The sequence below is a fragment of the Martinezella rhizogenes genome (assembly GCF_000799715.1).
GTDB lineage: Bacteria > Pseudomonadota > Alphaproteobacteria > Rhizobiales > Rhizobiaceae > Rhizobium > Rhizobium rhizogenes_C.
This window is the reverse complement of sequence record NZ_JUHG01000011.1, coordinates 825504-847488: the sequence shown is the minus strand read 5'-3', so window position 1 is coordinate 847488 and position 21985 is coordinate 825504. Positions and strand designations below refer to the sequence as shown.

The window sequence follows — 21985 nt, the reverse complement described above, 5'->3', positions numbered from 1 at the left end:
GCATTGTTCTTGCGCCAAGGCGCGATAACGCATAGATATGTTGACATAAAGATATCTTTATGTGATCTGGATGCGAAGTCGCAATCAGGCCAAGGGAATTCGCTTATGTTTGACAATCTTTTTGGTTCGGAAACAGCGAGACGCGACGGCAGCGAGGTGTTTGCGGCCTTGAGGCAGGCTGCGAGTGAGCGCATTCTTGTGCTTGATGGCGCCATGGGCACGCAGATCCAGGGGCTCGGTTTTGACGAGGATCATTTTCGCGGCGATCGCTTCATCGGCTGTGCCTGTCATCAGCAGGGCAACAACGACCTTTTGATTCTCACGCAGCCTGATGCCATTGAGGAAATCCATTATCGCTATGCCAAGGCCGGCGCGGATATCCTGGAAACTAATACGTTTTCCTCGACCCGCATCGCCCAGGCCGATTATCAGATGGAAGGCGCGGTTTACGACCTCAACAAGGAGGGCGCCGCCGTTGTCCGCCGTGCGGCGATCCGTGCCGAACGCGAGGACGGCAAGCGCCGCTTTGTCGCCGGCGCCATCGGGCCGACCAACCGCACCGCCTCGATTTCTCCCGACGTCAACAATCCCGGCTATCGTGCCGTCAGCTTCGACGATTTGCGTATTGCCTATGGCGAGCAGATCGACGGCCTGATTGACGGCGGTGCCGATATCATCCTGATCGAGACCATCTTCGATACGCTGAATGCCAAGGCTGCAATTTTCGCCTGCGAGGAGCGGTTCGAGGCTAAGGGCATCCGTCTGCCGGTGATGATTTCCGGTACGATCACCGATCTTTCCGGTCGTACGCTCTCCGGCCAAACGCCGTCGGCCTTCTGGAATTCGGTGCGCCATTCCAGACCCTTCACTGTCGGTCTCAACTGCGCGCTCGGTGCCAATGCCATGCGGCCGCATCTGCAGGAGCTTTCGGGCGCTGCCGATACTTTTATCTGCGCCTATCCGAATGCCGGCCTGCCGAATGAATTCGGCCAATATGACGAATCGCCGGAGATGATGGCGGAACAGGTCGAAGGTTTTGCCCGCGATGGTTTTGTCAACATTGTTGGCGGCTGCTGTGGCTCGACACCCGAGCACATTGCCGCGATCGCTGAAGCCGTTTCCAAATATCCTCCGCGTCAGCTCCCGGCGCACCGTCCATTCATGTCACTTTCCGGCCTCGAGCCCTTCGAATTGACCAAGGACATCCCCTTCGTCAACGTCGGTGAGCGAACCAATGTCACCGGCTCGGCGAAATTCCGCAAGCTGATCACCAATGCTGATTATACAGCCGCGCTGGCCGTTGCTCGCGATCAGGTCGAGAACGGCGCGCAGGTGATCGACATCAACATGGATGAGGGCCTGATCGATTCCGAAAAGGCGATGGTTGAATTCCTCAACCTGATCGCTGCCGAGCCGGATATTGCTCGCGTGCCGGTCATGATCGATAGCTCGAAATTCTCGATCATCGAAGCCGGCCTGAAGTGCGTGCAGGGCAAGCCGATCGTCAACTCGATCTCGCTGAAAGAGGGCGAGGAGAATTTCCTCAAGCAGGCGCGGCTGCTGCGCAATTATGGCGCCGCCGTCGTGGTCATGGCCTTCGATGAACAGGGGCAGGCGGATAGCTACCAGCGTAAGGTCGAGATCTGCGCGCGCGCCTACAAGATCCTGACCGAACAGGCCGGGCTGCCGCCGGAAGACATCATCTTCGACCCGAACATTTTCGCGGTTGCGACCGGCATCGAAGAGCACAACAACTATGGCGTCGACTTCATCGAGGCGACGCGGACGATCCGTAAGACCATGCCTCTAGTCCATATCTCCGGCGGCGTATCGAACCTCTCCTTCTCCTTCCGCGGCAACGAGCCGGTGCGCGAGGCGATGCATGCGGTGTTCCTCTACCATGCCATTCAGGCGGGTATGGATATGGGCATCGTCAATGCCGGCCAGCTTGCGGTTTACGACAACATCGATTCCGAACTGCGCGATGCCTGTGAAGATGTGGTTCTGAACCGCCGATCCGATGGCACCGAGCGGCTGCTGGACGTTGCCGAACGGTTCCGCGGAGCCGGCACCCGGGAAGCCAAGGTGCAGGATCTTGCCTGGCGTGAATGGCCGGTCGAGAAGCGGCTCGAACATGCACTGGTCAACGGCATCACCGAATACATTGAAGCCGATACGGAAGAGGCTCGTCAGACTGTAGCGCGGCCTCTGCATGTCATCGAAGGGCCGCTGATGGCCGGCATGAATGTGGTTGGCGATCTCTTCGGTTCGGGCAAGATGTTCCTGCCGCAGGTGGTGAAGTCGGCTCGCGTCATGAAGCAGGCTGTTGCCGTGCTGCTGCCCTTCATGGAGGCCGAGAAGCTTGCCAATGGCGGTAGCGGCGAACGCCAGGCCGCCGGCAAGATACTGATGGCGACCGTCAAGGGCGACGTACACGATATCGGCAAGAACATCGTCGGTGTCGTGCTCGCCTGCAACAATTATGAAATCATCGACCTTGGCGTCATGGTGCCGGCGACAAAGATCCTCGAAACAGCGATTGCCGAGAAGGTCGATATCATCGGTCTCTCCGGCCTGATTACCCCCTCGCTGGACGAAATGGTGCATGTCGCGGCGGAAATGGAGCGGCAGGGCTTTGACATTCCATTGCTGATTGGCGGCGCGACCACCAGCCGCGTGCATACGGCGGTGAAGATCAATCCCCGCTATGAAAAGGGCCAGACGGTCTATGTCACCGATGCCAGCCGCGCTGTCGGTGTTGTCTCGGCACTGTTGTCCCCCGAAGCGAAGCAGGGCTATGTCGACACCATCAAGGCGGAATATGCCAAGGTAGCGGCGGCGCACGCCCGCAGCGAGGCCGAGAAGGTGCGCTTGCCGATCGCAAGGGCCCGTGCGAATGCCGAGAAGCTGGATTGGGCGAACTATAAGACGGTGAAGCCGCAGTTTTTCGGAACGAAGGTGTTCGAGAATTACGACCTGGCCGAGCTTGCCAAATACATCGACTGGACGCCGTTCTTCCAGACCTGGGAGCTGAAGGGCCGTTTCCCGGCGATCCTTGAAGACGAGAAGCAGGGTGAGGCGGCACGGCAGCTCTATGCCGATGCACAGGCGATGCTCGAGAAAATCATCGCGGAAAACTGGTTCCGTCCGCGCGCTGTTATCGGTTTCTGGCCGGCGGGCGCTGTCGGCGACGATATCAAGCTGTTCACCGATGAAGCTCGTTCCGATGAACTAGCGACCTTCTACACGCTGCGTCAGCAGCTATCGAAGCGTGATGGACGGCCGAATGTGGCTCTGGCGGATTTCGTGGCGCCAGTTGCCAGTGGTGTCGACGAGTATATCGGTGGTTTCGTCGTCACGGCCGGCATCGAGGAAATCGCCATTGCCGAGCGCTTCGAGCGTGCCAATGACGACTACTCCTCTATCCTCGTCAAGGCGTTGGCCGATCGATTCGCCGAAGCTTTTGCGGAGCGGATGCATGAGCGGGTGCGACGTGAGTTCTGGGGTTATGCCAAGGATGAGAACCTGAGCAATGATGAACTGCTGTCGGAAGCCTATGCTGGCATTCGTCCGGCGCCGGGCTATCCCGCGCAGCCCGATCACACCGAGAAGGAGGCCTTGTTCCGCTTGCTCGATGCTGAAGCAGCGACGGGCGTAAAGCTGACCGAGAGCTATGCGATGTGGCCCGGTTCTTCCGTCTCCGGCATCTATATCGGCCACCCCGCTTCCTACTATTTCGGCGTCGCCAAGGTCGAGCGCGATCAGGTCGAAGACTATGCGGCTCGCAAGGGAATGCCGGTTGTGGAGGTCGAGCGCTGGCTCGGACCGGTGCTCAACTATGTGCCGGAAAAGCGCGATGTCATGGTGGACGACGCGGCATAATTGCGAGTCGTTTCGGTGGCTTGGGTCTCTGTGTTGATAAATTGATTCAGACTATTGGTGCGGCCGGAGGATGATTCATCTTTCGGCCGCATCTTTTTGATTCTATTTGTGATTTATGTTGTCGCGATCGTGAGCTCAGCGACGAAATCATAGGCATCGCCTCGATAGAGCGAGCGTGTGAACTCCACCGCACGGCCGGAGCCGAGATAAGAGATACGCTCGATAGAAAGGCCGGCCGCGCCAACGGGAACGCCGAGCAGTCCGGCGTCCGCTTCTTTCATGTTGGTCGCGGAGATGCGTTGAACGGCGCGCACCGGGCGGACCTGGCGTTTCTCCAGTTCGGCATAGAGCGAGGATGTGACGATCGAAGGGTCGGGCAGGAATTCGCCGGAGACACTTGCATGTTCGATGGCGAGCGGCTGATCGTCGGCGATGCGCAATCGGCTGAGGCGGGAGACCTTGGTATCGGCAGCAAGGCCAAGGATCATCATTTCGTCCGGCGAGGGCGTGTGCACACCCTTATGCAGCCATTGCGAACGCGCTGTCATGCCGCGCCGTGCCATATCCTCGGTGAAGGATGTCAGCTGCGACAGTCGCTGTTCGACCTTGGAAACGGGTTTGGTGACGAAGGTGCCGGAGCCGTGGCGGCGGACGAGAATACCTTCGGCGACGAGATCGTCGATCGCCTTGCGCACCGTTACCCGGCTGACGGCGGCATATTCTGCGATGTCGCGTTCCGCCGGCAGGGCGTCACCCTGCTTTAGCGTTCCGATTTTGACGGCGTCCTCAAGCGTTCGGCGCAGTTTGACGTAGAGCGGGCCAGTGCCACCGGCGAGCAGGCGTCCGGATGAGAAAATCCGGCTTAGATCCTCGGTCATCGCGTGCTCCCTTTGTCGTCCCGCAGGAGCTTTGCCGCCAGTTCCATTGCGCCGCTCAATGCATCACCTTTCGGCTCCCTGAGAAGCGCCTTATAGCGGGTATCAAGCCAGGGGTAGTATGCCTTGGAAAGGCCACCGAGGAGGCAGATCGACGGGCAGTCCGGCCAGAGCAGAGCATCGAGGCTTCGGGCGATCGCGTTCACCGCCGTCTTGACGATATCGACAGCGACGGCATCGTTCTTTTCGGCATATTCGAAGATCATCGGCGCGTAGCGCGCGAAATCCTTCGGCTTGGCGGCATGCGCGAATTCGACGACACGTTCGGGATCGCCTTCGAATTCTGCCATGAGTGCTTCCGTAAGCGGTGAGGGGAGTGAGACCTTGTCATGCGCCAGAATCGATCGTTCGAGCAAGTCGCGGCCGAGGCGCGCGCCGCTGGCCTGATCGCCGATGACAAACCCCCAGCCGCCAATTCCCCAGCTCTTACCATTGCGGCGGGCGTTGTAGACGGAGCCGGTACCAAAGGCGCCGATGATGCCGTCGGCATCGCCAAGTGCCCCCTGAAGCGCAATTGTCGCATCGGTGACGACATGCGCCGTGGCAAAGGGCAGGGCCTTTTCGAGGCGTTTGCCGTAGTCGCCAACATTGGCACCGGCCGTGCCGATAACGACGGGCAATTTATCCGTCAATCCCAGATCGAGGCCAGCGTCAACAAGCGCCTGCCGGGCGGATGCAACGATGTTGATCCGAGAGTTTTCCAGGTCGGATAGGATATTGGCAGCACCCGCCTTGCCGGTGCCGAGAACTTTGCCCGTCCTGTCCGTTACGGCAGCGCGGCAGTTGGTTCCGCCACCATCGATGCCGATCGAAAACTCCGCCATTACACCCTCCGGATACCATCCATTCCCCGTTTTTTCTTACAATACCAAAAAAATACCATTTACCAAGAGGCAATTCGTTGCTTTTTGTTTCTGTGTACATCATTGAAAAATATTGATAAAATTTCCTTGTCAATTTTTATCGTGCCTAAAAGTTAAATTCGGCTGGACAATTGGTATTTTTTTGGCCTTAATTCTTACCAAGGGAACAGTTCGAACTGATATCGGCGGAACCGGCAAAATAACAATAGCCGGAAGGCCCAGCAGAAGGTGGCGGACCTCTGCCGTTGTCAGGAGCCGCGTGGATCACGAGGGTCCGCGCGACGACGTTCGTCATGATTTCCCTATGTATTGAGTTTCCGGTGTCTCTGTCGGGTCGTCCGGCAGGACACGATTGATCGGGCCGATCGGGCGTACAGTCTCGAGCGCCCTTGTGCATTTGGGGTCGGCAATGTTGGCGGCTCTTGTGGAATGTTGGTCGTTTCCTCGGATATGCCAACGGATTTTTCAGACGGAGAACAGCGCCTTATCAGGCGCTTAAAACAGGAGAGGGAAATGAAAAACAATATTCTGAAAGGCTTGCTCCTCGCATCCAGCCTGCTGACGTCGGTCAGCTTCGCGCATGCGGCGGACGTGACGCTGACGGTTGAAAGCTGGCGCAACGACGACCTGCAGATTTGGCAGGAAAAGATCATCCCCGCTTTCGAAGCCAAGAACCCTGGCATCAAGATCGTCTTTTCGCCGACGGCTCCGACCGAGTACAACGCATCGCTGAACGCAAAGCTCGATGCTGGCTCCGCGGGCGACATCATCACCTGCCGTCCCTTCGACGCGTCGCTCGATCTCTTCAACAAGAAGCATTTGTCGGATCTGACGTCGCTGTCGGGTATCGAAAACTTCTCGCCGGTCGCCAAGGCCGCCTGGAGCACCGACGACGGCAAGTCGACCTTCTGCGTGCCGATGGCTTCGGTCATCCACGGCTTCATCTACAACAAGGATGCCTTCGATAAGCTCGGCCTCAAGGTGCCGACGACGCGCGACGAATTCTTCGCCGTTCTTGACAAGTTCAAGGCTGATGGCACCTATATCCCGATGGCCATGGGCACGAAGGACCTCTGGGAAGCCGCAACCATGGGCTACCAGAATATCGGCCCGAACTACTGGAAGGGTGAAGACGGCCGTCTGGCCCTGATCTCGGGCAAAGAAAAGCTGACGGACGCTCCGTGGGTCGAGCCCTACAAGGAACTCGCCAAGTGGAAGCCTTACCTCGGCGACGGCTTCGAAGCTCAGAGCTATCCGGACAGCCAGAACCTCTTCACGCTGGGCAAGGCCGCCATCTATCCGGCCGGTTCGTGGGAGATTTCGCTCTTCAACACGCAGGCTCAGTTCAAGATGGGCGCTTTCCCGCCACCGGTCGGAAAGGCTGGCGACACCGCCTACATCTCTGACCATCCGGATATCGGCGTTGGCCTGAATGCCAAGAGCGCGCATCAGGAGGAAGCCAAGAAGTTCCTGAGCTGGGTCGCGTCCGACGAGTTCGCCAGCATCTACGCCAACTCGTTGCCGGGCTTCTTCAGCCTGAATTCGCATCCGGTGAAGATGAGCGATCCTCTCGCCCAGGAATTCGTCTCCTGGCGTGACAACCACAAGTCCACCGTTCGCTCGACCTACCAGATCCTGTCGCGCGGTACGCCGAACCTGGAAAACGAAACCTGGACGGAATCCGCCAACGTGATCAACGGCACGGATACGCCGGACGCTGCTGCTGCGAAGCTGCAGAAGGGTCTCGACAGCTGGTACAAGCCGGCTAAGTGATCCTGCCCTGATGCAATCCGGGTGAGGGGCCTCATCGCTCCTCACCCGTCGCCATTTCTTGTGCCGATAGGCCGCCGGACCGGCGACTACCGCAACATCAGTATCGTGTCGCGCCCGACATCGCTTCTCCATGCTTGGCTAAGGAGACCGGGGTAGCGAACGGATTTGACCATTTGCGCTGCCCCGATCAGCAGCCAGTAAAATCAGGCAGAAAGCCATGAGCGAAGCCGATATATCCGCCGCATATCACGCGGCTCCGATCAAGCGCCAGAGGCGCTGGCACATCGTCGTTTTTCTTCTTCCGGCCCTCATCGTCTACACGGCCGTGATGATCCTGCCCTTGATCGAAACGCTGCGGCTGTCGCTCTACAACGTGGTCGATGGTCAGACGACCTTCGTCGGGCTCAACAATTTCAAGGTATTGTTCGGGGACGAGCGCTGGTCGCACGACTTCTGGAATGCGCTGCGCAACAACCTGATCTTCTTCGCCATCCATATGTGCGTGCAGAACCCCATCGGTGTGGCACTCGCGGCACTACTGTCGCTGCCAAAGCTGCGCTTCGTCGCCTTCTATCGCACGGCCATCTTCCTGCCGACGCTGCTTTCCTTCGTCGTCGTCGGCTTCATCTGGAAGCTGATCCTGTCGCCGCTGTGGGGTGTTGCGCCCGATTTGATGAGCATGGTCGGCCTCAAGTCGTTCTTCGCGCCCTGGCTTGGCAGGCCGGGTACGGCCTTGATTACGGTCGCGCTGATCTCTGTTTGGCAATATGTCGGCATCCCGATGATGCTGATCTATGCGGCGCTGCTGAATATTCCGGAAGAGGTCATCGAGGCGGCCGAATGCGATGGCATTACCGGCTGGAGCCAGTTCTGGAAGATCAAGCTGCCCCTGGTGTTGCCGGCGATCGGTATCATCTCGATCCTGACTTTCGTCGGCAATTTCAACGCTTTCGACCTGGTCTATACCGTTCAGGGGGCTCTGGCCGGGCCAGACGGCTCCACCGATATTCTCGGCACGCTGCTCTACCGCGTTTTCTTCGGTTTCCAGCTGCAGCTTGGTGACCGCTCGATGGGGGCGACGATCGCGACGGTGATGTTCCTGATCATCCTCACCGGCGTTTCCTTTTATCTTTTCATCGTCCAGCGGCGCATCCGTCGCTACCAGTTCTGAGGAGCGATGACCATGTCCAAGGCACGCACTTCCCTTGCCCGCACCGGCCTCGTGCATCTGGCGCTCATCGCCTATACGCTCGTTGCCATTTTCCCGGTGTTCCTGACCATCATCAATTCGTTCAAGGATCGCGCTTCGATTTTCCGCGCGCCCTTGAGCATCCCGACGCCATCCAGCTTCAGCCTGATCGGCTATCAGACCGTGCTCGGGCAGGGGAGCTTCGTCACTTATTTCCAGAACAGTTTCGTCGTGACGATCGTCTCAATCATCTTTACCTTGCTGTTTGGCGCCATGGCCGCCTTCGCGCTGTCGGAATATCGTTTCCGCGGCAATACGGTGATGGGGCTATATCTCGCCATTGGCATCATGATCCCGATCCGCCTCGGTACGGTTGCCATCCTTCAGGGCATGGTCGCAGCCGGCCTGGTCAATACGCTAACTGCGCTGATCCTCGTTTACACGGCGCAGGCCCTGCCGCTCGCCGTGTTCATCCTGTCGGAATTCATGCGCACCGTATCCGATGACCTGAAGAATGCCGGCCGTATCGACGGCCTCAGCGAATATGCGATCTTCTTCCGCCTCGTGCTGCCGCTGGTCCGTTCGGCCATGGCGACCGTTGCCGTCTTCACGATGATCCCGATCTGGAACGATCTGTGGTTCCCGCTGATCCTGGCGCCGAGCGAGGCGACGAAGACGGTGACGCTGGGCTCGCAGATCTTCATCGGCCAGTTCGTCACCAACTGGAACGCCGTGCTGGCGGCGCTGACGCTCGCTATCCTGCCGATCCTGGTGCTTTACGTCATCTTCTCCCGCCAGCTCATTCGCGGTATCACCTCTGGAGCAGTCAAGTGAGTGCATCCGAAAAGCCGATCCGCGTTCTCGTCGCCGGCCTTGGCAATATGGGCCGCAGCCATGCGCTCGCCTACCACAACAATCCCGGCTTCGAGATCGTCGGCCTCGTCAACCGCTCCAGCCCGAAGCTGCCGGAGGAGCTGCAGGGCTACACGATCCATCCGGATTTCGAGACGGCGCTGAAGGAGCTGAAGCCCGATCTCTGCTCGATCAATACCTATTCCGACAGCCACGCCGATTATGCCGTCATGGCCTTCGAGGCGGGCTGCGATGTTTTTGTCGAAAAGCCGTTGGCAACGACGGTCGAGGATGCGGAGCGTGTCGTGGCTGCCGCCAAGAAGGCAGGCCGCAAGCTGGTGATCGGCTATATCCTGCGTCATCACCCCTCATGGACACGGCTGATTGCCGAGGCCCGCAAGCTCGGCGGCCCCTTCGTCTTCCGCATGAACCTGAACCAGCAGTCGAGCGGTCTAACCTGGGAGACGCACAAGGCGCTGATGCGGACGACGTCGCCGATCGTCGATTGCGGTGTCCACTACGTCGATGTCATGTGCCAGATCACCGACGCCAAGCCGGTCGAGGTGCGCGGCATGGGCCTGCGCCTGTCGAACGAGATCGCGCCGGATATGTACAATTATGGCCATCTGCAGGTGATCTACGAGGATGGTTCGGTCGGCTGGTACGAAGCCGGCTGGGGACCGATGATGTCCGAGACCGCCTTCTTCGTGAAGGATGTGATGTCGCCGAATGGTGCGGTGTCCATCGTCATGGACCCGAACGCCAAGTCCGACGATATCGATGCGCACACCAAAACCTCCGTCATCCGGCTGCATAGCGCCGAGACAGGGCCGAACGGCCAATTCATCCGGCCGGATCAGGATCTGCACATGGATGGCGAGCCGGGTCATCAGGAGCTGTGCGACCTCGAGCAGGCCTTTGTGCTCAAGGCCATCCGCGAGGATGTCGACCTTGGCCGCCACATGACTGACGCCGTTCAATCGCTGCGCATCTGCCTTGCCGCCGACGAGAGCGTGCGCACCGGCAAGCCCGTTTATTTGTAAGGATAAGAAACTGTGGGATCGCTTCAACTGAAATCCATCCGCAAGGCCTATGGCACGCATGATGTGCTGAAGGGCATCGACCTCGAGGTGAAGGACGGCGAGTTCGTCATCTTCGTCGGCCCATCCGGTTGCGGCAAGTCGACCCTGCTGCGCAGCATCGCTGGCCTTGAAGACGTGACCTCGGGCGCCGTGCTGATCAATGGCAAGGACGTAACCGTGACGCCGCCGGCCAAGCGCGGCATTTCCATGGTGTTCCAGTCCTACGCGCTCTATCCGCACCTGACGGTGAAGGACAATATGGGTCTCGGCCTGAAGCAGGCCGGCACCGCCAAGGAAGAGATCGAGAGCCGTGTCGCAAAGGCGTCGGGCATGCTTTCTCTCGAACCTTATCTCGCTCGCCGTCCATCCGAACTTTCCGGCGGTCAGCGTCAGCGCGTCGCCATCGGCCGCGCCATCGTGCGCGAACCGGAACTCTTCCTGTTCGACGAACCGCTATCGAACCTCGACGCGGCGCTGCGCGTTCAGACCCGCCTCGAAATCGCTCGCCTCCACCGTAGTTTGAAGGCGACGATGATCTATGTCACCCACGATCAGGTCGAGGCGATGACGCTGGCCGACAAGATCGTCGTGATGAACGCTGGCGCTATCGAGCAGATCGGCTCGCCGATGGAACTCTACAATCGCCCGGCCAATGTCTTCGTCGGCGGTTTCATCGGCTCGCCGCAGATGAATCTCATCTCGGCGGAAAAGCTCGAACAGGGCGGCGCCAAGACTATCGGCATCCGTCCCGAACACATCACGCTATCGCGCGAGCAGGGCACCTGGGCCGCCAAGGTCGTCCACGTCGAACATCTCGGCGCCGACACCATCATCTATCTCGAATCCGACCACACCGGCCTTTTGACCGTGCGCCTGTTCGGTGAGCATCAATACGAGCCGGATGAAACAGTCTATGCGACGCCGGATACCGGACATATGCATCGCTTCGACGAGAACGACAAAGCGATCCGCTCGTAAACCAGACTGACCGAGGCGAAGTGACAGTCTTCGTCTCGCTCGCCTACCGTGGCATGGATATTGTGTTCCGTCATTTGCTTTGCGAATTTGAGGGAACGCCTATTGCCAGGGCGGCTCGCTCGATGATTTCGGCGATGCGTTCGGAAAGGGCGGGATCGGAGACGGCGCGAGCAAGCGTCACACCGCCACTGAGTGTTGCCAGGAGAAAGATCGCACGATCCTCCGCCGTTGTTTCGGCGGAGTTCGCGCTCTCCGGCAGGCCAGCCGCAACATCAGCGATAAGTTTTCTCAACTCCGCCGTATAGACATCGCGCGTTTCATCGTCCGCACGCATGACATCGGGAGAGAGGCTCGGCAGAGCGCAGCTGTCGCCGAGATCGCAGGTTCGCTTGTAGCCGAGATAATAGCTGGCAAAGGCCTTCAGCCAGTCTTTTGGCTGACTTTCCTTAAGTGCTGAGATCCCTTGGCGCAATTCCTCCAATCCTTCCACGACAGCCGTGCGAAACGCTTCGCCCTTGGATTTGAAGTGTCCATAGAAAGCGCCGTTCGTGACGCCGGCCGCTTTCGTCAGAGCATCGATGCCCGCCCCGCCATAACCTTCCCTTCGAAATACCTGCCCCGCAGCTGCGACGACCCGTGTCCGGGTTTCCTGCTTGTGTTCGGCGCTATAGCGCATTTTTTGTCTCCATAAAGAGTGGTCACTCTTTATGGGTTGCATAGAGAGCGATCAGCATGTATTCATAAAGAGTGATCGGTATATATCAATTGCCACCACAGGTCCAATAAGGAGATATCCCATGCCTATTACGCTCACCGTACCCGAAGGGCTGCTCTCGCCAGAAGCGCAGGCGCAGGCCTTTGCCGGATTGACGGATGCGGTCCTCGATGTTGCCGGTTTGACCGGCAATGTCTTCATGACGGCCAACGTCATCGGCACGATCAACGTGCTTCCGGCCGGGCATATTCTGGCTGCAGGAAAGCCCGTTGCGGCGGCCCTCATCGAACTAAAGCTGCCTGAGATCGCGCTTGCGACCGCGGAGGCCAAGCGCGCATTCATCGAAAGAGCGACCGATGTCGTCGAACAGGCGGCCGAAGGGCGGATCAAGCGTGAACACATCTGGTCGAATATAGTCTATGCGCCGGACGGTGCTTGGGGCATTGCGGGGCGCAGCTACAGTAATGCCGATCTGATCGGCGCCATTCAGGAGGCTGCGGCTGCCCAAGTAAGCCAGGGTCTCTTAACCGCCTGAAGCGGCGGAATCACCGAAGTGTCGGACCGACGTGTACCAAGCCACCGTGGTCCGACGGCAAGAGGGAGGCAGGACATGCAACTCGCCAATTATCTGTTCTTCACGACACATTGCGAGGAGGCGCTTGCCTTCTACACCGCCTGCGGGCTTGGCCGGGTCACGCTTTTGATCCGCCATGGCGCGGATGGAATGCCGCTTGCTGAGGATTCTATGCGGGGCAGGGTGATGCATGCTCGTTTTGAGGGACCGGGCTTGCTGTTTTTTGCATCCGACAACCACGATGCCGAGCCGATGCGCGGCTCCGCCCATATGCTGGTTACAGATGACCGCGATAGCACCGACAGGGTTTTCTCTCTGTTGGCCGAGGGTGGTAGGGTAACGACACCGCTCGCCGTTCAACCGTGGGGGAGCTATTACGGCAAGCTCATGGATCGGTTTGGCGTTCAGTGGATGGTGGATTGCGTGAAGTAGCGATCTCGAACAGAAGGAATCTAGTTCGTATAGTCCGGTCGTCCGGACGAATTCATTCTACTGTCATGAAGCCGGGCTATCAAAAGTTCAGTCCACTCCAACAGCGAGCGCATCATGACAAACGCGACTTCTACTTACGCGACATGGCATATCGAACCGAATGGCGACATCGCGATGGCTGAATCGCATAATCCCTATTGGCGGCATTTCATCGAGACCGTGCCGGAGCGGGATTTTTCGTCGAAGACAGTACTGGATTTCGGCTGCAATCGCGGTGGTTTCCTCCGGCTGCTGCATGCGATGCGGCCGTTCCGTTGTGGCGTCGGGATCGATATTGCCTCGGAATCCGTCGCCGCCGCTGACGCCGCCAAGGGCAATATGCCGCTGCAGTTTCACGTCACGACCGATCTCTCACCCTTCAGCGATAGCTTCGATGTCGCCTTCAGCTATGAGGTCGTCTATCTGCTGCCGGACTTGAAACGTCACGCCGAGCAGATGTTTCAAGTCATGCGCGACGGCGGTGTCTATTACGCCGTCACCGGCTGCCACAATGAAATGCCGCTCTGGCCGAAATGGCGGGAGCTGATCGGCGGCAACAGCAATGCGCCGGTGCAGGATCGGTCTCCGCAGGACTATATCGATGCCTTCGTTGCGGCTGGTTTCAATGTCTCCGTCAAGCGTTTCGGCTATGATGGCTTCGTGAGCGGTTCGAAGGACCGCAAATATTATCCGAGCATTCTCGATGCTCTGGCCTATCCCGCCGAATACAAGCTGTTGTTCCGGCTCGAGAAGCGCGTGTGACATGGAGACGATCGATCGCAAGAGCGGCAGCGCTCTTTGGTATCAGATCGGCGAAGTCCTAGCGGCGGATATTGCCGCCGGGAGATTTGCCGCGGGCGCCAAATTGCCAACAGAACCGGAGCTGATGGAGCGCTTCGGCGTCAGCCGCTTTACCGTCCGTCAGGCGCTTGGGCATCTCGAGCAGCGCGGATTGGTACGCGCCGAGCAGGGGCGGGGCACGTTCGTGCACAAGGGTGTTATCGATTATACCCTCTCGAAGAAGACCCGGTTTTCCAAGAATCTCATAGAGCAAGGCTTCGAGCCCGGTGGGGAATTGCTGATCCACGAAATCATTCCGGCGTCCGAGCGTGTCGCGGCGCGGCTGAAGCTTGCGCCGAATGCGCTGGTCATCCGTCGCCGTGGCGTAATGACGGCCGATGGCGTCCCCATCGAATTGGGCGACAGCTATTATCCGGCGGAACGTTTTCCCGATTTCGACAAGGCGCGGCTGCAATATCCGACGATCACGGCGGCACTGGCAAGCTACGGTGTTCGCGACTACGAGCGCCTGTCGACCGAGATCGAGGCGCGCATGCCGACCGGCGAAGAGGCGCGGCTGTTGCGGCAGCCGAAATCGGCGCCGGTGCTGGTGATCCTCAAGGTGGATGTGGATGCTTCCGGCGCGCCTATAGCCTATTCGGAAACGGTGTGGTCGGCGGAACGGGTGACCTTCAAGGTCGATTTGGGGTAGGCGTCCTATCGGTGCGACAAAATATTCACGATCCTGCCGAGCGGATCGCGGACGTAGAAGCGCCGGACACCCCAGGGTTCGTCGGTCAGATCGTAGACGATATCGAACTGCATCGATTGGGCGCGCGCATAAAGCTCATCGACATCATCGACCTCGATGGAGAGATCGGGGACGATGGTTCCAGAACCGCCTTCGCTGGCAATGCTGATCTGCGGCACGGTTAGCGCGTCGGAGGCGAAGGTGAGGATCCAGCCGTGATCCATGACAATATCGAGACCGAGCAGGTCGCCGTAAAAAAGACGGGCGCTCGCCGGATCGGCGGCGTGGAGATTGGGAATGATGCGCAGAACGGTCATGCGGTGCTCCGCAATGGAAAAATGGAGGCGGGGCCTGGCCACGCCTCCATCATCTTAACTCAGACCGTTACCGATGGCAGCAGCTTGGCGCGCTCGGCGAGGATCTGCCGGCAGGAGCTCGCGACTTCGCGGCCCTTGAGGACGAAATGCTCCTTGAAGAACTGGATATGCGCTTCCGATTCCTGGAAATGATGCGGCGTCAGCACGGCCGAGAGGATCGGCACGCCGGTGTCGAGCTGGACGCGCATCATCGCGTCAAGAACGGTATTGGCAACGAACTCGTGGCGATAGATGCCGCCGTCGACCACGAAGGCCGTGGCGACAATGGCCGAATAGCGGCCATTGCGGGCGAGCGTCTGGGCATGCAGCGGGATTTCCAGGGCGCCGGGCACATCGAAGATGTCGATGGGGGAGGCGCCTTCGGTCTTCTGCCACTCGGCAACGAAGGAATCGACGCTTTGATCGACGATGTCGGCATGCCAACGGGCCCGGATCAGTGCAATGCGGCCCGGCTGCGTGGAAATGGAGATGGTCATGAACTCTGCCTTTCAAGGGTTTAACTCAATATCCCTTGGGCGAACACGCAAGGCCGCCGAACTCCTCGCGCGGAGGAGCCATCGACCCTGCTTGCTCTCTTCCATCCGGACTATACCGTCGGCTCCGGCCTCTCACCGGATCTGCTGACCCTTCCATTGTGTGGAAGGCGCTCGCGGGCTCGGAGACAAGTCTCCATACCGCCGGTGGGGAATCTCACCCCGCCCTGAGAACGGTTGGAATATAGATGCAGTGCAACAGGAATCAAAGAAAAACGCCGGGCGATTAACCCGGCGCTTGTGAAAAATTTGTCCAACAGACGTCGATCAGTCCTGGATGACCAGTAGATCGGAGGAGGCGAAGCGCAGCGTCACCTTTTCACCGACGCTGGGCGGCAACAGGCCAGGGCTGTTGAACATGTCGAAGGAGATGGTGTTGCCGCCGACATTCATGCGCGTGCGGATGACGGAGCCGAGGAAATGCGCCGAGGAGACTTCGCCGGTCAGCGCGGTGTCGCCCTTGGCCGATTCCGCCAGCGATCCCGCTTCCGGGCGCAGCGCCAGCGATACGGTGTCGCCCGGCTTGTAGGCCGTGACCGACTGCTTCAGCGTCACGCCCTGATCACCGATCATGATGCGGTTGCTGTCCGGATCGACGACCTTGCCTTCGATCAGATTCAACGTACCGACGAAGGAGGCGACGAAGCGGGTGGCCGGGGTGTTGTAGATTTCGTAGGGCGTACCGATCTGGTCGGCTCGACCGCCGTTCATGACGACGATGCGGTCGGAGATCGACAGGGCTTCTTCCTGATCGTGCGTCACGAAGACGGTGGTGATGCCGAGTTGCCGCTGGATGGCGCGGATTTCCTCGCGCAGCGATACGCGGATCTTGGCGTCGAGCGCCGAAAGCGGTTCGTCGAGCAGCAACACCTGCGGCTTGACGGCGATGGCGCGGGCGAGCGCCACACGCTGCTGCTGGCCGCCGGACATCTGGTAAGGGTAGCGGTCGGCAAGATGATCGAGCTTGATCAGACCGAGCATTTCCTTGACTCGGCTGTCGATGTCGGGCTTGGCCATGCCGGCGACCTTGAGGCCGAAGGCGACGTTGTCATGCACGGTCATGTTCGGAAACAGCGCGTAGGCCTGGAACACCATGCCGATATTGCGCTGGTTCGGCTTCAGCGGGCGCTGGTCCTTGCCGTTGATCGTCAAGGTCCCGGCGGTCGGGCTTTCGAAGCCGGCGATCATGCGCAGGACTGTCGTCTTGCCGCAACCCGACGGACCGAGGAAGGAGACGAATTCTCCCTTCTCGATGTGCATGGTGAAGTCGTGAACGACCTGGACTTCGCCGAAGGATTTCTTGAGATGGGTGAGTTCGAGAAAAGCCATGGTGGGGAGCCTTACGCCTTAATCGGAGCGGATTTTGAGAAACGGGAGACCAGCTGGAGCAAGCCCATGCTGAGCCAGGTTATGGCGAGTGCGATGATCGCCAGCGCTGAGGACTGATAGGCCTGGTTGGCGCCGACGAGCTGCATGTAGGGGCCGAATGCCGGACGATTGAGGAGCGAGGCCATGGTGAACTCGCCCATGACGATCGCGAGCGTGATGAAGGCGCCGGAAAGCACGCCGCTCATGACATTCGGGAAGATGCATTTGAACATGATGGTCGTCCAGCTGGCACCCAGGCTTTCGGCGGCTTCGGTCAACGTACCGATGTCGATGGTACGCATCGCCGTATCGACCGAACGATACATGTAGGGCAGGGACAGCACAATGTACGAGCAGACGAGCAGGATATTCGTCGTTTGATTATAGCCCGTCAGCGGCAGGATCGACGACGAGTTATAGAGACGCAAATAGCCGAAGACGATGACGATCGCCGGGATGACCAGCGGCATCAAGGTGATGAATTCCACCAGCGGGCGTATCTGCGGCAAGCGCAGGCGAACCCAATAGGCCGTCGGCACCACAAGCAGCATGCCGAAAATGATGGTCAGCACGGCCATCAGCATCGAATAGCCGAAGGCATAAAGGAAGCTGGGATCGGAAAAGACCGAGGTATAGGCATCAAAACTGTAGGCGTTGCGGCGCATGCGCAACGAGAACTCCAATGTGCCGATAAGCGGTACGATGAAATAGAAGGCGCCGATGGCAACCGCGATCCAGGCAAAGAATTTTTGCAGCTTCATTTTTGCCACCGTTCAGCGCGCATGCGCATGAGAATGTAGATGACGTTCGAGATGCCGGTGATGACGATCATGCCGAGCGCCATGGCATAGCCGAGATTGGCATTATGCAGCACGTCGCCGCGAATTTGTGCGTAAAGCTGGATCGGTACGATATTGAGCGAGCTGCCGGTCAGTGCGATGGCTGTTGCGATCGCGCCGAAAGCGTTGGCAAACAACAGCAGCGTCGTGCCGAGCAGGCTCGGCCAGAGGATGGGCAGCGCCACCATCAGCCAATATTGTCCGTTGGTGGCGCCGAGAATGGAGGCGGCCTCGCGCCATTCCTTCTTCATGCCGTCCAGCGCTGGGGTGATGATCAGCACCATCAGCGGGATCTGGAAATACATATAGGTGATGGTGAGGCCGATGAAGCTGTAGAGATTGAAGCCGGTCGAGTACAGATTGAAGCCGAACAACTCCACCATCAGCACGGTGACGAGCCCGAGACGGCCGATCGTGGCGATGAACGCGAAGGCTAGCGGTACGCCGGCGAAATTGGAGGCCACGCCCGAAAAGGTCAGAAATGTATGGCGGACCCAGGCTGGAAGGCCACCCATGACCAGTGCCCAGGCAAGATAGAAACCGATGAGCGCGCCGCCGAGCGCGGAAACAACCGACACCTTGATACTGATCCAGTAGGAACTCATGATCGACGGCGTGAACAGATCGGCGATGTTCTTGAGCGTGAAGCTCCCGTCCGGTGTCAGAAATGCGCCGGCGACGAGATAGATCGTCGGGAAAATCAGAAACAGCAGCGCGAAGATCAGGAAGGGTGCAATACCCAGCCAGTCGATGACGGCGCGCTTGCTGATCAGGGGAGCAGAACTGATCGTTGATGTGGTGACGGTGCTCATGAGGTGCCCAATCTGCGGCATCGAAAACGGAAAACCTCCCCGTCGAAACGGGGAGGTCATTTCTAGTCGGATTACTGTACGTTCGAACCGACGACAGCGTCCCAATTGGTGGTGATGGCGACCTTGCTGGCGGCCTGTTCGTCGAGCGTCGGGAAAACGGCTTTTTCATAGGCAGCAGCCGGCGGCAACTTGTCGAGAAGATCCTGTGGGATCTTCTTGTTCTTCGCCAGGTCGTTGAAGCGGATCGGGTGGCAATAACCCTTTAGCCAGCCGATCTGACCTTCGTCGGAATAGAGGAATTCCATCCAGAGCTTGGCAGCATTCGGATGCGGCGCGAAAGCCGAGATCGCCTGCACGTATACGCCTGCGATGACGCCCGAAGCCGGAACTGTAACGTCGACCGGCGGGTTGCCGTTCAGGCTGTCACGCCAGGCGAGACCACCGTAGTCCCAGGCGACCACGATTGGGGTTGCGCCCTGAGCGAGCGATGCAGACTTGCCAATGACCGGAACGAAGTTACCAGCCTTGTTCAGCTTGGCGAAGTAGTCCAGACCGGCCTGGCCGATCTTGGTGGCATCCTTCTCGCCAGCTGCGAGACCAGCTGCGTAAACAGCTTGGATGGCCTGGTTCGAGGTGCGTGGGTCGCCGGCGAGCGAAACCGAGTTCGCATATTCCGGTTTCTGCAGATCGGCCCAATCCTTCGGCGGGTTCTTCACGACGTCCTTGTTGCTGACGAAGGAGAGAACGCCGTAATAATCGCCGTACCAGTAGCCGTCGGCATCCTTGGCGCTGTCCGGAATCGAATCCCAGGTCGAGACCTTGTAAGGCTGGATCAGGCCGTCTTTCTTGGCGGAGGGACCAAAGGAGAGACCAACGTCGATTACGTCGGGAGCCTGCGGGCCGGTATTGCCCTTGTTGGCGCGGATGGCTTCGACTTCATCGCCCGAGCCGGCGTCCGGATTGAGTTCGTTGACCTCCAGGCCGTACTTCGCCTTGAAGGCTGCGATGAGATCGCCATAACCGCACCAGTTGTGGGGCAGGGCGATCGTGGTCAGCGTGCCTTCCTTTTTGGCGGCAGCGATGAGGTCCGCGCTCGGTTCAGCAGCAGCGATGGCGGTCGAAGCCATGATCATCGCAGTGGAGAGCGTCAGAAGACGATGAATTTTCGTGATCACTGGTATTCCTCCTTTTAGGTTTTCAGTGTCTGGCGTTGCTGTTAATGACGTTGCATGAAGGTTGTGTGACGGGTTCAATGAGTTGCGTTTCCAACAAATGCAGGGATTTACTCTTATTCACGAACTATGACGGGTAATGTCTTGCTGGCAAATTCGCAGGTCGTTATTCAATACTTCTTTTCCTTCTAACTTAGCTTGCGGAACAGGCGCGTCTGTTCGAAGAGACCCTCCAGGGTTTTCATACGCTCGCTCGTCTCATCCCAGGTCGAACTCTGCACGGCCTCAATCAGTGCTTCCACGATGAAGAGGGTGACGACAGAGGAATCCCAGGCCGACGGCGCCTCTATTTGCACGCGAAACGTGTGCCTGGCATGCTTGGCGGCGGGCGTGGCCCATTGGTCGGTGAAGACGATGATCTCGGCTCCATGGCGGCGGGCGGCGGCGGCGAGATTGACCATCTCCTGCTCATAGCGCCTGATATCGAAGATCACGAGCAGATCGCCGGGGTTCATGTTCAAAACATATTGCGGCCACGAGCTGGAATTGGAGGAGAGCAGGGTCGTGTTCGGTCGGATGACCTGCATATGGGTAAAGAAATATTCGGCAAGCGCGCCGGTAATGCGCCCACCGACGAAATAAAGCCCGCGTTTGCGCTCCGACAGCAGCGCGGCGACGCTCTCGAAGGTCGCCACATCGAGATCCGTCAGGGTCTGGCGGAGATTGCCCATGATGGCGTCGGCAAAGCGGTTGAGGATATGCGTGCCAGGGGCCTTGGATGCCCAGCGATCATGCTTCGTCAGCGGATTGGAGATGGTCGCCTCGACCTCGTGATGGAGGTGCGATTGAAAATCCGGATAACCTTTGTAGCCAAGTTTCTGCACCATGCGCGCCACGGTCGGCGTGGACACGCGGGCGTTCTCGGCGACCGTCGTAATGCTGCCCAACCCCGAAACGGGGTAATTGTCGAGCAGGCTCTTGGCGAGCTGCTTTTCGGCGCGCGTCAACGCGTCGAATTGGGCATGGATTACGTCCGAAACTGTCTTCGACGCATTGCTCACTCGATTTTAGCTCCCCGGGACGGTCTTATGCCAGTCTCCTGCGACGATATAACAACGCTGTCACATTTCGAGTCAATGTCACAAATGAAGAAATATTTTCAGTTTGCGGTTGACACCAGTCGAAACCTGAAGAATTCTTTTCTTATAAATATTTTATTAAGAAGCGATGGGGCGCCTGCAATGCTTGCCCAGCAAGGCATTCTGACGGAAGCGGATGGGGAGTGCGTCGCGGTCGAACGGCCGAACGGAAAGAGTCCGTTTTTCATCATTTGCGAACATGCATCTCGCAGACTGCCGGAGCGCTTCGGCGATCTCGGCCTGTCGCCCGAAGCGCTTGCCAGCCACATTGCCTGGGATCCTGGAGCATTGGCGATTGCCCAGAAAATCTCCAATAGCCTTGATGCAACATTGGTGCATCAGCGCTTCTCTCGTCTGATTTATGATTGCAACCGGCCGCCGGAAAGCGCTGGCGCGATGCCGGAAGTCAGCGAGATCTACACGATCCCCGGCAATCAGCATCTGCGGGCCGCGGATCGGGAGGCTCGGACCGAGGCGCTTTACATACCGTTCCACAATCGCATTCAGGCACTTTTGAAAGAGCGGGCGGCTAGGGGACAAAAAAACGTGATCGTCACCGTCCACAGCTTTACCCCTGTCTACAATGGCAAGCCTCGGGCGGTGGAGCTCGGCATTCTGCATGATGACGATCGTTGGCTGGCGGATCGGATGCTCGATGCGGCGGCTGAGGCGCCGCTTTATCGTACCGAGCGCAACGAACCTTACGGGCCTGATGATGGCGTCACCCATACGCTGAAGTTGCATGGGGTCGCCAATGGTTTGCATAATGTAATGATCGAGGTCCGCAACGACCTCGTCGTGGATGACGTCGGCCAAGGGGTCGTGGCCGACTATCTGACAGGGCTTCTCCAGAGCAGTCTGGAAGCCTGATTAGAAGAAGAAAAGACCCCGGGGAGCAGC

General features: G+C 58.8%; 21 protein-coding genes and 1 riboswitch. Of the genes, 11 read left to right on the top strand and 10 right to left on the bottom strand.

The window, feature by feature from the left end; genetic code table 11:
• The first annotated feature begins 105 nt into the window (after positions 1-105).
• Complete coding sequence (gene metH / locus EX00_RS07965) at positions 106-3882, top strand: methionine synthase (RefSeq protein ID WP_047455803.1); 3777 nt, start codon at positions 106-108, stop codon at positions 3880-3882.
• A gap of 113 nt (positions 3883-3995) precedes the next feature.
• Here the strand turns inward: metH and EX00_RS07960 are convergent, their stop codons facing one another.
• A complete protein-coding gene (locus tag EX00_RS07960; RefSeq protein WP_047455800.1) occupies positions 3996-4760 on the bottom strand; it encodes a GntR family transcriptional regulator in 765 nt (254 codons plus the stop codon).
• Positions 4757-5641 carry a glucosamine kinase nucleotide-binding domain-containing protein gene (locus EX00_RS07955; protein WP_047455798.1) on the bottom strand — a complete coding sequence of 295 codons (885 nt, stop codon included), beginning with the start codon at positions 5639-5641 and terminating at the stop codon, positions 4757-4759. The genes EX00_RS07960 and EX00_RS07955 overlap by 4 nt, the downstream gene beginning before the upstream one ends.
• A gap of 552 nt (positions 5642-6193) precedes the next feature.
• On the opposite strand from EX00_RS07955, the gene EX00_RS07950 reads away from it, so the two are divergent.
• From EX00_RS07950 to EX00_RS07930, 5 genes are all read left to right on the top strand, one after another.
• Positions 6194-7453 carry an ABC transporter substrate-binding protein gene (locus EX00_RS07950; RefSeq protein WP_047455795.1) on the top strand — a complete coding sequence of 420 codons (1260 nt, stop codon included), beginning with the start codon at positions 6194-6196 and terminating at the stop codon, positions 7451-7453.
• 217 nt (positions 7454-7670) lie between these two features.
• Positions 7671-8624, top strand: a complete 954-nt coding sequence (locus tag EX00_RS07945) for a carbohydrate ABC transporter permease (RefSeq protein WP_047455793.1) — start codon at positions 7671-7673, stop codon at positions 8622-8624.
• Positions 8625-8636: 12 nt separating this feature from the next.
• Positions 8637-9476: a carbohydrate ABC transporter permease gene (locus EX00_RS07940; RefSeq protein WP_047455791.1), complete on the top strand. Its 840-nt coding sequence runs from the start codon at positions 8637-8639 to the stop codon at positions 9474-9476.
• Positions 9473-10537, top strand: a complete 1065-nt coding sequence (locus EX00_RS07935; protein ID WP_047455789.1) for a Gfo/Idh/MocA family protein — start codon at positions 9473-9475, stop codon at positions 10535-10537. The genes EX00_RS07940 and EX00_RS07935 overlap by 4 nt, the downstream gene beginning before the upstream one ends.
• A 12-nt stretch (positions 10538-10549) precedes the next feature.
• A complete protein-coding gene (locus tag EX00_RS07930) occupies positions 10550-11554 on the top strand; it encodes an ABC transporter ATP-binding protein (protein WP_047455788.1) in 1005 nt (334 codons plus the stop codon).
• A gap of 70 nt (positions 11555-11624) precedes the next feature.
• Here EX00_RS07930 and EX00_RS07925 read toward each other — a convergent pair whose 3' ends face one another.
• Entirely contained in the window at positions 11625-12230 is a 606-nt protein-coding gene (locus EX00_RS07925) for a TetR/AcrR family transcriptional regulator (RefSeq protein ID WP_047455786.1), read from the bottom strand.
• A gap of 121 nt (positions 12231-12351) precedes the next feature.
• Between EX00_RS07925 and EX00_RS07920 the strand changes: the two genes are divergently transcribed.
• The 4 genes from EX00_RS07920 (at position 12352) to phnF (ending at position 14806) form a co-directional block, all read left to right on the top strand.
• Positions 12352-12804, top strand: coding sequence for a tautomerase family protein (locus EX00_RS07920; RefSeq protein WP_047455784.1), 453 nt, complete (start codon positions 12352-12354; stop codon positions 12802-12804).
• 75 nt (positions 12805-12879) lie between these two features.
• Complete coding sequence (locus EX00_RS07915; protein WP_047455783.1) at positions 12880-13275, top strand: VOC family protein; 396 nt, start codon at positions 12880-12882, stop codon at positions 13273-13275.
• A 114-nt stretch (positions 13276-13389) separates the two neighbouring features.
• The gene (locus tag EX00_RS07910) at positions 13390-14076 is read left to right on the top strand and encodes a class I SAM-dependent methyltransferase (protein WP_047455781.1); all 687 of its coding nucleotides are present in this window, start codon (positions 13390-13392) and stop codon (positions 14074-14076) included.
• Between the two features lies 1 nt (position 14077).
• Positions 14078-14806, top strand: coding sequence for a phosphonate metabolism transcriptional regulator PhnF (phnF, locus tag EX00_RS07905; RefSeq protein ID WP_047455777.1), 729 nt, complete (start codon positions 14078-14080; stop codon positions 14804-14806).
• 5 nt (positions 14807-14811) lie between these two features.
• On the opposite strand, the gene EX00_RS07900 is transcribed toward phnF, so the two are convergent.
• The 7 genes from EX00_RS07900 to EX00_RS07870 form a co-directional block, all read right to left on the bottom strand.
• A complete protein-coding gene (locus tag EX00_RS07900; protein ID WP_047455775.1) occupies positions 14812-15162 on the bottom strand; it encodes a VOC family protein in 351 nt (116 codons plus the stop codon).
• A gap of 59 nt (positions 15163-15221) precedes the next feature.
• Complete coding sequence (locus EX00_RS07895) at positions 15222-15698, bottom strand: 6,7-dimethyl-8-ribityllumazine synthase (protein WP_047455774.1); 477 nt, start codon at positions 15696-15698, stop codon at positions 15222-15224.
• Positions 15699-15787: 89 nt separating this feature from the next.
• Positions 15788-15934: riboswitch (FMN riboswitch) on the bottom strand.
• A gap of 88 nt (positions 15935-16022) precedes the next feature.
• The gene (locus tag EX00_RS07890; protein ID WP_047455772.1) at positions 16023-17084 is read right to left on the bottom strand and encodes an ABC transporter ATP-binding protein; all 1062 of its coding nucleotides are present in this window, start codon (positions 17082-17084) and stop codon (positions 16023-16025) included.
• Between the two features lie 11 nt (positions 17085-17095).
• Complete coding sequence (locus tag EX00_RS07885; protein WP_047455770.1) at positions 17096-17884, bottom strand: ABC transporter permease; 789 nt, start codon at positions 17882-17884, stop codon at positions 17096-17098.
• Entirely contained in the window at positions 17881-18774 is an 894-nt protein-coding gene (locus tag EX00_RS07880; RefSeq protein WP_047457587.1) for an ABC transporter permease, read from the bottom strand. The genes EX00_RS07885 and EX00_RS07880 overlap by 4 nt, the downstream gene beginning before the upstream one ends.
• 71 nt (positions 18775-18845) lie before the next feature.
• Positions 18846-19949 carry an ABC transporter substrate-binding protein gene (locus tag EX00_RS07875; protein WP_047455768.1) on the bottom strand — a complete coding sequence of 368 codons (1104 nt, stop codon included), beginning with the start codon at positions 19947-19949 and terminating at the stop codon, positions 18846-18848.
• 185 nt (positions 19950-20134) lie between these two features.
• Complete coding sequence (locus EX00_RS07870) at positions 20135-21007, bottom strand: MurR/RpiR family transcriptional regulator (protein ID WP_047455767.1); 873 nt, start codon at positions 21005-21007, stop codon at positions 20135-20137.
• Between the two features lie 180 nt (positions 21008-21187).
• On the opposite strand from EX00_RS07870, the gene EX00_RS07865 reads away from it, so the two are divergent.
• Positions 21188-21955 carry an N-formylglutamate amidohydrolase gene (locus EX00_RS07865; RefSeq protein ID WP_047455766.1) on the top strand — a complete coding sequence of 256 codons (768 nt, stop codon included), beginning with the start codon at positions 21188-21190 and terminating at the stop codon, positions 21953-21955.
• Positions 21956-21985: the final 30 nt, after the last annotated feature.

Bases quoted from the DNA above. Each gene is read 5' to 3' on its own strand.
- metH (WP_047455803.1), top strand. From the start codon at position 106: ATGTTTGACAATCTTTTTGGTTCGGAAACAGCGAGACGCGACGGCAGC.
- EX00_RS07960 (WP_047455800.1), bottom strand. From the start codon at position 4,760: ATGACCGAGGATCTAAGCCGGATTTTCTCATCCGGACGCCTGCTCGCC.
- EX00_RS07955 (WP_047455798.1), bottom strand. From the start codon at position 5,641: ATGGCGGAGTTTTCGATCGGCATCGATGGTGGCGGAACCAACTGCCGC.
- EX00_RS07950 (WP_047455795.1), top strand. From the start codon at position 6,194: ATGAAAAACAATATTCTGAAAGGCTTGCTCCTCGCATCCAGCCTGCTG.
- EX00_RS07945 (WP_047455793.1), top strand. From the start codon at position 7,671: ATGAGCGAAGCCGATATATCCGCCGCATATCACGCGGCTCCGATCAAG.
- EX00_RS07940 (WP_047455791.1), top strand. From the start codon at position 8,637: ATGTCCAAGGCACGCACTTCCCTTGCCCGCACCGGCCTCGTGCATCTG.
- EX00_RS07925 (WP_047455786.1), bottom strand. From the start codon at position 12,230: ATGCGCTATAGCGCCGAACACAAGCAGGAAACCCGGACACGGGTCGTC.
- EX00_RS07920 (WP_047455784.1), top strand. From the start codon at position 12,352: ATGCCTATTACGCTCACCGTACCCGAAGGGCTGCTCTCGCCAGAAGCG.
- EX00_RS07915 (WP_047455783.1), top strand. From the start codon at position 12,880: ATGCAACTCGCCAATTATCTGTTCTTCACGACACATTGCGAGGAGGCG.
- EX00_RS07910 (WP_047455781.1), top strand. From the start codon at position 13,390: ATGACAAACGCGACTTCTACTTACGCGACATGGCATATCGAACCGAAT.
- phnF (WP_047455777.1), top strand. From the start codon at position 14,078: ATGGAGACGATCGATCGCAAGAGCGGCAGCGCTCTTTGGTATCAGATC.
- EX00_RS07900 (WP_047455775.1), bottom strand. From the start codon at position 15,162: ATGACCGTTCTGCGCATCATTCCCAATCTCCACGCCGCCGATCCGGCG.
- EX00_RS07895 (WP_047455774.1), bottom strand. From the start codon at position 15,698: ATGACCATCTCCATTTCCACGCAGCCGGGCCGCATTGCACTGATCCGG.
- EX00_RS07890 (WP_047455772.1), bottom strand. From the start codon at position 17,084: ATGGCTTTTCTCGAACTCACCCATCTCAAGAAATCCTTCGGCGAAGTC.
- EX00_RS07885 (WP_047455770.1), bottom strand. From the start codon at position 17,884: ATGAAGCTGCAAAAATTCTTTGCCTGGATCGCGGTTGCCATCGGCGCC.
- EX00_RS07880 (WP_047457587.1), bottom strand. From the start codon at position 18,774: ATGAGCACCGTCACCACATCAACGATCAGTTCTGCTCCCCTGATCAGC.
- EX00_RS07865 (WP_047455766.1), top strand. From the start codon at position 21,188: ATGCTTGCCCAGCAAGGCATTCTGACGGAAGCGGATGGGGAGTGCGTC.